We start from the raw sequence: 10,897 nt of genomic DNA on the forward strand, positions 1-10,897 counted from the left end.
ACAGCCGCTGGCGCAGCTGCATCCGAGCTGGCTGCCTGCCGACTGGCCGCTCGCGTGGCGCCGGCCCGCGCGCTTTGGTGACGCGGCGGCGGACGTGCTGGCCGCACCGTTGGGTCTCGCTGCCGATGCCGTGGCCCGGGACACCCTCGTGCGCGCGCTGACCGGTGAGGGCGACGTCCGCGCCGATGTGCTCCCCCGCATCGTCCTGATGGACCGCCCCGCCTTGCGCCTGCTGGCGCTCTGGGTGGGGCTGGCCGTGCACAAGCCCGGCTTTGCCAGCGAGCGCCGCATCGTGCCGGCGCCGCTCGCCAATATCGAATCGATTGCCGGCTCGCTGATCGGCCAGTTGCCGCGCGCCATGCGCCGCGTGGCCCGGCGTATCGACGCGCAGGCCGTAGCCTTCCTGCTCAAGCGCGTGCCGGACCTCAGCGAGCTGCCGATGAACCTCGCCCCGCTGCGCGCGCGCCCATCCGGCGCGGGCCGCGTGATGGCCGAGCGCGGCTACCGGCTGCTGTGCGGCCTGATGGCGGGCTACGGCGCCCCGCTGCGGCAGGCGCTGATGCGCAAGTTCCCGCGCCGGCTGGCGGCCCTGCCGCCCGTGGCGCTGACCCGCGCGCAGGCCGCGCAGTTGCGCGAACTGCTGCTGCTCAACCTGATTCCCGAACGGTTCCCGGCATGGCACTGGCTTTTCTGATCACGAGCGAGAACCTGCAGCTGCTGTCCGAGCGCAAGGTGCTCAAGGAGGCCGAGTACGCGGCGCTGATGGATGCCGCCGAGGTCATCGAGTCCGCCCGGCGCGAGGCGCTGCACATCAGCACCGAGGCCCAGCGCGAGGCCGAGCAGCGGCGCCAGCATGGCTACCGCGACGGCTGGGCCCGCGCGCAGGCCGACCACGCGGCGGCTCAGGTCAGCGCGGCGGCCGAGGCCGAGCGGCAGCTGACCGGCATGCGCCGCACCATGGCCGAGATCGTCATGAAAGCCGTGCAGCAGATTGCGGGCGAGCTGGACCCGGACATCATCCTCGAGGTGGCGTTGCAGCGCGTGGAGGCGCTGGTGCGTGCCGAGCCGTTCATTACCATCCAGATTCCGCTCGGACGCGAGCAGACCGTGCGCGGGCTGCTCGACCAGCTAGCCGAGACGCTCGACTGGCCGCGCCGCGCCAACGTGGTGGTGGAAGGGAGCCTGGAGGCCGATGCCTGCCGCATCCTGACCCCGTCCGGCACGATGGAAGTGGGCCTGCAGGCCCAGCTGGAGGCGTTCGCGCGGCGCCTCCAGGCCAGCTGACGGAGACGATCATGGCGACCGAACTGCCCGCCGCCGACATCCAGGCCGCGCTCCAGCATGCCGCCGCCGACCTGGGCCGCGCCTTCGACCATTTCACGCCGGTGGCGATGCGTGGCCGCGTCAGCAAGGCCGTGGGCATGCTGATCCACGCCACCGGCATCCAGGCGCATGTCGGCGAGATCTGCCACCTGGTCACGCCCGGCGAGGCGCCCTTGCTGGCGGAGGTGGTCGGCTTCATGCAGCAGACGGCGGTGCTGACGCCGCTGGGGCGCACCACCGGCATTTCCGCGCTGACCGAGGTAGTGCCGGCGATGCACGGGCCGCAATGCCCGGCCGGCGCCGCGCTGCTTGGCCGCGTGCTGGATGCGCTGGGCGAGCCGATCGACGCCCGCGGCCCGCTGGTCGGCGTGACGCGCGTGCCCATCGACAACGAGCCGCCCGATCCGCTCACGCGGCGCCTGATCCGCGAGCCGCTGGCCACCGGTGTGCGCGCCATCGACGGCCTGCTGACGCTGGGTGAAGGCCAGCGCGTGGGCATCTTCGCGCCGCCGGGCGTGGGCAAGAGCACGCTGCTCGGCATGCTGGCGCGGGGTTCGGCGGCCGAGGTGAATGTGGTGGCGCTGGTGGGCGAGCGGGGCCGGGAGGTGCGCGAGTTCATCGAGTACAGCCTGGGGCCGGAGGGCATGGCGCGCACGGTGCTGGTGGTGTCCACGTCGGACCGTTCGCCGATGGAGCGCGTGCGCTGCGCCTACACCGCCACCGCCATTGCCGAGCACTTCCGCGACCAGGGCAAGCGCGTGCTGCTGCTGGTGGACTCCCTGACGCGGCTGGCCCGCGCGCAGCGCGAGATCGGGCTGGCCGGCGGCGAACCGCCCACGCGGCGCAGCTATCCGCCTTCGGTGTTCTCGATGCTGCCGCAACTGCTGGAGCGTGCCGGCACCGGCGTGCAGGGGTCGATTACCGCGGCGTATACGGTGCTGACCGAAGGCGAGGACGACAGCGACCCGATTGCGGAGGAGGTCCGCTCGATCCTCGACGGCCATATCGTGCTGTCGCGCAAGCTCGCCAGCGCGGGCCAGTATCCGCCCATCGACATCCTGCAGTCGGTCAGCCGCGTGATGCCGCAGGTGGCGGCCGGCCCGCATCAGCAGGACGCGCTGCGCCTGCGCCAGCTGCTGGCCAAGTTCCAGGACATGGAGCTGCTGCTGCAAATCGGCGAATACCGGCCCGGCGCCGATGCCGTGGCCGACGTGGCGGTGGGCGCCATCGGCGCGATCCGCGCCTACCTGACCCAGCCGGCGATCCGGCTCGACACCTTTGCCGGCGCGCTCGCCAAGTTGGCGCAGGCCATCCGGCAGGAAGCGAAACCATGAGCCATGATCCGCGACTCGCCCAGCTGGAATCGGTGCGCCAGCGTCGCCACGAGGACGCCACGCGCGTGATGCAGCAGCACCGTGCCTGGGTGATGGAAGGACTGCGCGATGCCGAAACCGCCCAGCAGGCCGTCAATGGCGCGCTGACCGAGCGCGCCGCGTTCATCGCGCGCCTGCGCGATGGCGCTACGCAGGGCGGGGTGTCGGTGTCCGGGCTGCTCGACGCGCAGGGCTGGCAGGCCGCCTTCGACGCCCGCATCGCGCGCGCCAACACGCGGCTGGCAGAGGCGCTGGACGAGGTGCAACGGCGCCGCACCGTATTCGAGGAAAGCCGCCAGGCGCTGCTGCGCGCCCATGGGCGGCTGGTGGGCGCGCGCGAACTGGTGGCACGGGCCCGCGCCGACGCCCGCGCGGGGCTGGAGCGCCGCGACGACGAGGCGGTGGATGAGGCCGCTGTGCGAGGCTGGCATCGCGCCGATCACGCGGGTCATGCGGACGGGGCGGCGTAGCGCATGCAGGGCTCGACGATCGATCCGACATGGCTGTTTCATTGGGGGCGCGAGGTGGTCATGCCCATCGTGCTGGTCATGCCGCGCCTGCTCACGGCGTTCACCGTGCTGCCGTTCCTGTCGCAGCAGGCCGTGCCCGGCGTGGCGCGCAACGGCATCGTGCTGGCCATCGCGCTGTTCGTCTCGCCCGGCGCGCGGGTGGACCTGGACCATATCGCCAACGGCCTGTGGCTGCTGCTGATCTTCAAGGAGGCGTTCATCGGCCTGCTGCTGGGCATGGCCTTCGGCCTGTTCTTCGTGGCGCTGCAGATGGTGGGCGAGCTGATCGACTTCCAGACCGGCTCCGGCAACGCCACCTTCTTCGACCCAGTGACCCAGCAGGAAGACGGGCCGATGGAGAACCTGCTATCCCACCTCGGCATCGCGCTGTTTGCCTCGTTCGGCGGCTTTTTCGCCATGACGGGGGTGATCATCGAATCGTTCGCGTTCTGGCCGGTGGTGTCGTTCGGGCCTGAGCTGTCGCTGTCGTCGATCGGCTTTGCCGGCGCGTACGCGGGCACGCTGTTCTCGTGGGTGGTGAAGCTGGCCGCGCCGATCCTGCTGCTGCTCGTGATCGTGGAGCTGGGCTTCGCGCTGATCGCGCGCTTCGTGCCGCAGTTCGACGTATTCCAGTTCGCCCAGCCGGTGAAGATTACCGTGGCGTTCCTGATGCTGGTGCTGATGCTGGCGGTGATGGTGGACACGCTGCAGGGCTTCCTGCGGCCCGACAATACCCTGATCGACCTGCTGCGCAAGGGCATGGGCGCAGTGGGAGGCGCAGGAGGCGCGGCAGGAGGAGGCGGCCCATGAGCCAGGACGGCGAGAAGAACCTCGAGGCCACACGCCGCAAGCTGGACGAGGCGCGCAAGCGCGGCGAGGTGCCGCGCAGCACGGACGTGACGTCCTCGGTGGTGTTCCTCGGCGTGCTGGCCGTGCTGTGGGTGCTGGGCCGCTACTTCATACGGCTGTTTCAGGCGCTCTGGCATAGCGCGATGGGCGCCGTGCCGCAGCATCTGCAGGATCAGCAGATGCTGGTGCTTGGCGAGGCCAGCGCACGTTTCCTGCTGATGGGCGTGCTGCCGGTGGCGGCCGTGGCGCTGGTGTGCGGCATCCTCGGCGCCTTCGTGCAGGTGGGGCCCCTGGTGGCATTCGAGCAGATCAAGCCGAACATGGCGCGGCTGAATCCCGCCGAAGGTTTGAAACGGATGTTCGCCGTGAAGAACCTGGTCAACCTCGCCAAGATCGTGCTCAAGATCGCCTTGCTGGGCGGGCTGGTCTATATCCTCGCGCTCGGCGCCATCGAGGACGGCGTGCGCTCGGGCCACGCCCGGCCGGCTGAAATCCTGGTACTGGTGGCCTACATCCTGCTGCGCATGTGCTGCTGGGCCGCGCTGATCTACCTGATCATGGCCGTGGTGGACTACGTGCACGAGCGCTACCAGTTCATGAAGCAGCAGCGCATGAGCGTGGAGGAGTACCGGCGCGAGCACAAGGACACGCAGGGCGACCCGATCATGGCCGGGCGGCGCCGCGCGGCCTTCTTCGAGGCGGCGTTCTTCGGGGTGGGCGAGCGCGTGCGCGTCTCTACGGCGGTGGTGTACTCCACGCAATACGCGGTGGCGCTGCGCTACGACGGCCCGGGCACGCTGCCGCGCGTGCTGGCCAAGGGCGGCGGCCACGTGGCCGCGCGCATCCGGCAGGCGGCGGCCGATTACCTGATTCCCTCGGCGTTCGATTCCGACCTCGCGCAGCGGCTCTATATGAGCGTGCCGCTGGACCGTCCGATCGATCGCGCGCTTTATACGCGCGTCGCAGACCTCATGCGCTGGGCCACGGGCGAGGAGTAGGGGGGCTCGGGAGGCGCAGGTCCCGGGCGCCCTCAGCCCGCCAGCGCGGCGGCGCGATGATCGGTGATGATGGCCGGCGCGGCGTCACCAGTGGCCGGATGCCCCGGCAACGGCGCGGCGGGGCGCAGCAGCGTGGCGGCGGCCGCGAGCTGCACGCGGTTGCGCACGCCGAAGTGGCTGCGCAGGCGGCGCATGTGGTAATCCACGTTGAAGATTGACATATCCATGCGGCGCGCGATCTCCTTGTCGGAGAGGCCCTGCGCCAGGCAGGCGAGGATGTCGCGCTGCACGTCCGACAAGCCCTCCTTGGGCCGGCCCGCCGTGGGGATCTCGGCATGGCAGGTCAGGAACTCATGCAGGCCCAGGCCCACGGTCAGCGCCTGCCCCAGCACCGTGTCGCCAATCCAGCGGCGGCTCTCGATGCCCGACATGAAGCTGATGATGACGATGTCGCTGGTGCCCGGCATCGGCAGGTTCAGGAAGACCCCGCTGCGGATGCCGGCATCGCGCAGGTCGTCCAGGAAACGGCGCAGGCGTAGCGGCGGAATGCCGCCGGGCGGGGTGTGTTCGAGGTCGTCGGCGTCCCACACCATCGGCAGGCCAAACATGCCGGGCTGCGGATTGCGCGGGTCGATCTCGAAATAGCGCTCGCGGAAATAGCGGTCGCGCCAGCCGGGGGCCGTATAGGTGTCGAAGAACGTGCGCGGCTGGATGTGCCCGCCCACGTTGGCGGCGGTGCCGTAGCCGAGGTAGTCGAAGCCGATCGCGTGGATCGCGGCCTGCATGACCGTGCTGCGGCCCTCGTACGTGCCTTCGCCGGCCAGCGCCGAGACCAGCCCCGGCGAGCCGCCCTGGCGGGGCCGCGCGCGTACCGGCACGATCTGGCGTTCGCCATAGAAGCGGATGCCGTGGTGCGCCATGGCCGGGCTGGTGGGGCTTGCCATGGCGGGCGCCGCGCGGCGCGCGCGCAGCGTGCTTGCGGTATCCAGTGCGGACGCCCCCGCGTCCATGCCGGATACAACTTCTACTGCTCTGGTCATAAGGCCTCCGTGCGTATGCCTGCCTGCCGAGCCGTCTGGCTCCAACATGCTGCTGACCCGGATCCCGTCGGAAACCGTTGCTGCACCTTGCTGCGCGGGCTCATGGGCCCGCGCTGTCGATGTTTTGGTGTTCTGGTGTTCTAGTGTGGTGCTGGCTGGGTGCGGGCCATGAAGGCGCGGCCCGTATGGAGCCCGTTTGGACCTGATGGTGAACGCTGCGCGGCCGTTCGATCTTATGATTCTGGGCGGCGGGCGTGGCGTGGGTGCAAGCGTACGCCAGACGGCACCGATGCCGCAAGCGCCGTGGTGTCATCGCCACTTTCCCTGTCCGGGCCATGGTTTTGTGCGCCGCGTCTTGCATCTCAGGCCTCCAGCTGCTTGCCGCGCGTCTCGGGCAGCGTCAGCGCCGCCAGGATCAGCACGCCGTAGGCCGCCGCGGCAAAGATGCCGATGGCGTGGCCCAGCGTCATCTGCTGGCTCACCTGCCCGATCAGGAACGGGAAGAACGCGCCGATGGCCCGGCCCACGTTGTAGCAGAAGCCCTGGCCGGAGCCGCGCACCCGCGTGGGGAACAGCTCGGTCAGGAACGCCCCCATGCCGGCGAAGATGCCCGAGGCGAAGAAGCCGAGCGGGAAGCCCAGCAGCAGCATCACCGTGTCGTTGACCGGGATGTGCGTGTAGGCCAGCGCGATGGCCATCGAACCGATGGCGAACAGGATGAAGTTGCGCTTGCGGCCGATGCGGTCGGTCAGGTAGGCACTGGTCACGTAGCCGATATAGGAGCCGACGATCACCATCGCCAGGTAGCCGCCCGTGCCGAGCACGGTCAGGCCGCGCTCGGTCTTCAGGAAGGTGGGCAGCCAGGTGGTGATGGCGTAGTAGCCGCCCTGGGCGCCGGTGGTCAGCAGCGCGGCGCGCAGCGTGACGGAGAGCAGCTTCGGGGAAAAAATCTCGGCGAAGGAGGCGCGCTCCTGGTCCTGCCGGGCCTCCCGGGCCTTGTGCTCGGTGTAGACCTCGGGCTCCTTGACCATGCGGCGCAGCACAATCACGAACACGGCCGGCAGCAGGCCGATCAGGAACAGCGCGCGCCATGCGGTTTCGGCCGGCAGCAGCGAGAACACCAGCGCGTAGAGCAGGGCGGAGAGCCCCCAGCCGATGGCCCAGCCCGCCTGCACCATGCCCACGGCCTTGCCGCGGTCCCGCGCGCGGATCGCCTCGCCAATCAGCACGGCGCCGGCCGTCCATTCGCCGCCGAAGCCGAAGCCCATCAGCGCGCGGGCAATCAGCAGTTGCTCATAGTTCTGCGCCAGTCCGCACAGGAAGGTGAAGAAGGCGAACCAGAGGATGGTCAGCTGCAGCGTGCGCACGCGCCCGATGCGGTCCGACAGGATGCCGGCCACCCAGCCGCCGGCGGCGGAGGTCAGCAGCGTGGCGGTGCCGATGAAGCCGGCGTCCGCGCGGGAGATGCCCCAGGTAGCGATCAGCGTGGGGATCACGAAGCTCAGGAACTGCGTGTCCATGGCGTCCAGCGCGTAGCCCACCTTGCAGCTCCAGAAGGTGCGGCGCTCGTTGGGGGTAATGTCGCGATACCAGGAAAAGAAGCCGCGCGATGGCTCGGCGTGCGGGGTGGTGTCAGCTTGCGTGGGGGTGTCGATACGGCCGATCTGCGATTCCATGCCTTTCCTCTTCGTGGTCTTGTCGTGGTCTCTTGCCTGGGCTTTGCCGATGGGTTCTTCTTGTTCTTGTCATGCATTCTTGAAACCGCGCCTCCCTCGCGTCCAACTAGTTTTTCGGGCGAGGGCCGATAAGAAAAATTGAAGCCTGTGCTGAAAGGCAGCTAACTCGGGGGATTGCGGCGGAGCGCCCGCGCTGCGGTTCGGGGTTTTCCCTGATCGTGCCGATGCCCCACTTTCGCGGGGGAAGGCGTAAGCATACGGCGCGCCAGCCGCGTCACTTCCTACGGAGATCCGTAGGCGAGGGTTTCCTACGAGTGCTCGGTAGTGGTCGCGCGCGCACGTCGCCGGTAGGCTTGCGGCAATCTCATTGCACGCCCAATCCGAATCTTCCATGCTCCCCAACCATTCGCTTCGATCCCTGCTCGTGGTCCTGCTGCTTGGCGCTGCCGGTGCCGCGCACGCCCAACTGGTGCCCGTGGAGCGCTCGGTGGCGATCAACGCCGACGCCGACCTGGTGTGGCAGCAGGCCGGCGGCTACTGCGCACTGGCGAAATGGGACGGCGAATTCAAACGTTGCGACGTAGTGCTCGGCAGTGGCGCGCCCGGCACGGTCCGGCGCATGGTCTACAAGGCGGGCGGGCTGCCGGCCGTGGACATCCTGACCGACAAGGGGCCCTACGCCTACAGCTACCGCAAGCTCTCCGGCCATACGCGCGGGCGCCTGCAGGCCAAGCCGGGGCTCGATGCCGGCACCACGATCCTGACGTGGCAGGTGTGGCTGGACCCCTTCGCGCTGCCCGATGGCGCGGGGTCGGAGTATCCGCAGGCGCTTGGCGATTCGATGCAGGCTGCGCTGGGAAACCTGAAGGCGCGTGCGGAGGAGGTGGCGCTGGAAGCGGCGAAGGATGCAGCAAGCGAGGCGGCGAGAGCAGAGGCAGCCCCTGTGGCAGTCTCCCCGGCGGCAGAGCGTTTGGGGGGCGATTGATGGCGCCCGGCCTCCATCGCGCGCACGAATCCTGCTTGCCCCACGCGCCATGAACCTGCGTTTCCTCGAAACCTTCGTCTGGGTCGCGCGTCTGCGCAGCTTCCGGCTGACCGCCGAAAAGCTGTTCAGCACGCAGGCGTCCATTTCCAGCCGCATTGCCGTGCTGGAGGAAGACCTCGGCGTGAAGCTGTTCCTGCGCGATTCGCGCGGCGTGACGCTGACGCCCGAGGGCCAGCGCGTGCTGGAGTACGCCGAGAAGATGGTGAACACGATGCACCATCTGCGCCAATCGCTGGACCGCTCGCGCACCATCGCGGGGCGGGTGCGCATCGGCGCGATGGACTCGGTCATCCATACCTGGCTCTCCACCGTAGTCAAGCGCGCCATGCAGGCCTATCCGCAGCTTGAGATCGAGCTGACTGCCGATGCCGCGCTCAACCTCTGTGACCAACTGCAGAAGGGCTACCTCGACGTGATCTTCCAGACCGACCTGCTGCGGCTGGAGACCGTCCGCAACATCGAGCTGGCGCGCTACCCCATCCGCTGGATCGTGGCGAAGGGCAGCGCCTATGACCGCCCGTACCCCTCGCTGGAGGCGCTGGGCGCCGAGCGCGTGATTACCTTCGTCAAGAATTCCCGGCCGCACCAGGACATCCTGAGCCTGTTCCACCTGAACGGCGTGACCTCGCCGCGCATCAACTGCGTCAACTCGGTGGCGGCCATGACGCGGCTGATTGGCGATGGCTTCGGCATTGGCGCGGTGCCACCGGCGCTGGTGCGGCAGGCGCTGGCCGACGGCACGCTGGCCGTGGTGCAGGTGGACAACCACCCGCCGGCGCTGGACATCGTGGCCTCGTGGCGCATCGGCGCGGGGCTGGAAGTCAACGAGTCGATCGTTGAGATTGCCACGCAGGTGGTGGCCGATTTCTGCCTCGAAGTGGGCGACGACATGGCCATGGCGGTCTCGCCGGTGCTGGCCGCCAGCCTGCCCGAAACCTCCCACGCAGGCTCGTAGTCATCGGATTTCTTTATCGCGCGCCACCCGAAAGATTTGTTGGACGCGATGCGGCGCCGGCCACCAGAATCGGTTTCGACTTCACCCGATTCCCACGCCGCAGCCATGAACCAGCCTCTCCAGCACGCCGCCTCGATCCTGCCCGACGACCCCGCCGCATTGCGCCGCATCATTCGCGAGGGCCGCTACCGTGGCCACACCAGCGGCCTGGCGCGGGGCTACGTGCAGGCCAATATCGTGATCCTGACGCGCGACTGGGCCTATGACTTCCTCCAGTTCTGCGCGCTGAACCGCAAGTCCTGCCCGGTGATCGACGTGACCGATCCGGGCGACCCGGTCTTCCGGAACCTGGGCGTGGATGTCGATATCCGCACCGATGTGCCGATGTACCGCGTCTATCGCCACGGCACCGAGTACCACGAGACCGCCAGCATCGCCGAGTTGTGGCGTGACGACTTCGTGGCCTTCGCCATCGGTTGCTCGTTCTCGTTCGAGCATGCGCTGCTGGCCGCCAACGTGCCGCTCAAGCACATCAACCTGGGCCGCAACGTGGCGATGTTCCGCACCGATATCGAGACCCGGCCGGCCGGGCGGCTCTCCGGCAAGCTGGTGGTGTCCATGCGCCCGTTGTCTGCCGCCGACGCGATTCTGGCCACCGAGATCACCGCGCGCTACCCGGACGTGCACGGGGCGCCGGTGCATATCGGCGACCCGTCGCTGATCGGCATCGAGGACATCGAATCCCCCGACTATGGCGATGCCGTGCCGCTGGACGCCCACGAGATCCCGGTGTTCTGGGCCTGCGGCGTCACCCCGCAGGCCGTGATCCGCGAGGCGCGCCCGGAAATCTGCATCACGCACGCGCCGGGCTGCATGCTGGTGACCGATCTCGACAACAACCGGCTGTAGCGCCCAGGGCTGCTCCAGTCAGCCCTACGAGTTCTCATAGTGTCGCGCGCGTGCCTGCGCGCGCAAAATCTGCGGCACCGTCTGACCTGCCGGCCGCCGCGCCCCGCGTGGCTTGCCGGCATCCACGTGGAGACAAGCGACATGCTGGATTTCATGGATGCGATCCGGGCCGCCGCAGCGGCCGCCGCCCGTGCCGCCGCCGAGGCCGCCGAGCGCGCCC

At 69.1% G+C, this 10,897-nt stretch carries 12 protein-coding genes; 9 read left to right on the plus strand and 3 right to left on the minus strand.

Translation table 11 applies throughout. From position 1 onward, the window contains the following. The 6 genes from KHO18_RS27250 to KHO18_RS27275 form a co-directional block, all read left to right on the plus strand. The coding region (locus tag KHO18_RS27250) for a type III secretion system protein SctK (RefSeq protein WP_211944233.1) at positions 1-694 on the plus strand (694 nt) is incomplete at its 5' end. Continuing rightward, positions 676-1,284: a type III secretion protein gene (locus tag KHO18_RS27255; RefSeq protein WP_092297535.1), complete on the plus strand. Its 609-nt coding sequence runs from the start codon at positions 676-678 to the stop codon at positions 1,282-1,284. The genes KHO18_RS27250 and KHO18_RS27255, both read left to right, overlap by 19 nt. Positions 1,285-1,295: 11 nt before the next feature. Then, positions 1,296-2,657 (plus strand): FliI/YscN family ATPase, encoded by a 1,362-nt coding sequence (locus tag KHO18_RS27260; protein ID WP_144195012.1) that lies wholly within the window; start codon positions 1,296-1,298, stop codon positions 2,655-2,657. Then, entirely contained in the window at positions 2,654-3,166 is a 513-nt protein-coding gene (locus KHO18_RS27265) for a flagellar FliJ family protein (protein ID WP_211944234.1), read from the plus strand. The genes KHO18_RS27260 and KHO18_RS27265 overlap by 4 nt, the downstream gene beginning before the upstream one ends. A gap of 3 nt (positions 3,167-3,169) precedes the next feature. Beyond that, positions 3,170-4,015, plus strand: coding sequence for a type III secretion system export apparatus subunit SctT (gene sctT, locus KHO18_RS27270; RefSeq protein ID WP_211944235.1), 846 nt, complete (start codon positions 3,170-3,172; stop codon positions 4,013-4,015). Continuing rightward, positions 4,012-5,052: an EscU/YscU/HrcU family type III secretion system export apparatus switch protein gene (locus tag KHO18_RS27275; protein WP_144195018.1), complete on the plus strand. Its 1,041-nt coding sequence runs from the start codon at positions 4,012-4,014 to the stop codon at positions 5,050-5,052. The genes sctT and KHO18_RS27275 overlap by 4 nt, the downstream gene beginning before the upstream one ends. Positions 5,053-5,084: 32 nt before the next feature. On the opposite strand, the gene KHO18_RS27280 is transcribed toward KHO18_RS27275, so the two are convergent. Both KHO18_RS27280 and KHO18_RS27285 read right to left on the minus strand, forming a co-directional pair. Beyond that, positions 5,085-6,092, minus strand: a complete 1,008-nt coding sequence (locus KHO18_RS27280) for a helix-turn-helix transcriptional regulator (RefSeq protein ID WP_144195020.1) — start codon at positions 6,090-6,092, stop codon at positions 5,085-5,087. Positions 6,093-6,454: 362 nt separating this feature from the next. Continuing rightward, complete coding sequence (locus tag KHO18_RS27285; protein WP_186296726.1) at positions 6,455-7,768, minus strand: MFS transporter; 1,314 nt, start codon at positions 7,766-7,768, stop codon at positions 6,455-6,457. Between the two features lie 391 nt (positions 7,769-8,159). Between KHO18_RS27285 and KHO18_RS27290 the strand changes: the two genes are divergently transcribed. The 3 genes from KHO18_RS27290 (at position 8,160) to KHO18_RS27300 (ending at position 10,677) form a co-directional block, all read left to right on the plus strand. Next, a complete protein-coding gene (locus KHO18_RS27290; protein ID WP_144195022.1) occupies positions 8,160-8,753 on the plus strand; it encodes an SRPBCC family protein in 594 nt (197 codons plus the stop codon). Positions 8,754-8,802: 49 nt separating this feature from the next. Then, complete coding sequence (locus KHO18_RS27295; protein WP_144195024.1) at positions 8,803-9,768, plus strand: LysR family transcriptional regulator; 966 nt, start codon at positions 8,803-8,805, stop codon at positions 9,766-9,768. Positions 9,769-9,873: 105 nt separating this feature from the next. After that, positions 9,874-10,677 (plus strand): putative hydro-lyase, encoded by an 804-nt coding sequence (locus KHO18_RS27300; RefSeq protein ID WP_144195026.1) that lies wholly within the window; start codon positions 9,874-9,876, stop codon positions 10,675-10,677. 24 nt (positions 10,678-10,701) lie between these two features. Here the strand turns inward: KHO18_RS27300 and KHO18_RS27305 are convergent. After that, positions 10,702-10,897 (minus strand): hypothetical protein (locus tag KHO18_RS27305; RefSeq protein ID WP_211944236.1); only part of this gene is annotated, 196 nt, incomplete at its 5' end.

Source organism: Cupriavidus campinensis, assembly GCF_905397395.1.
GTDB classification, from domain to species: domain Bacteria; phylum Pseudomonadota; class Gammaproteobacteria; order Burkholderiales; family Burkholderiaceae; genus Cupriavidus; species Cupriavidus campinensis.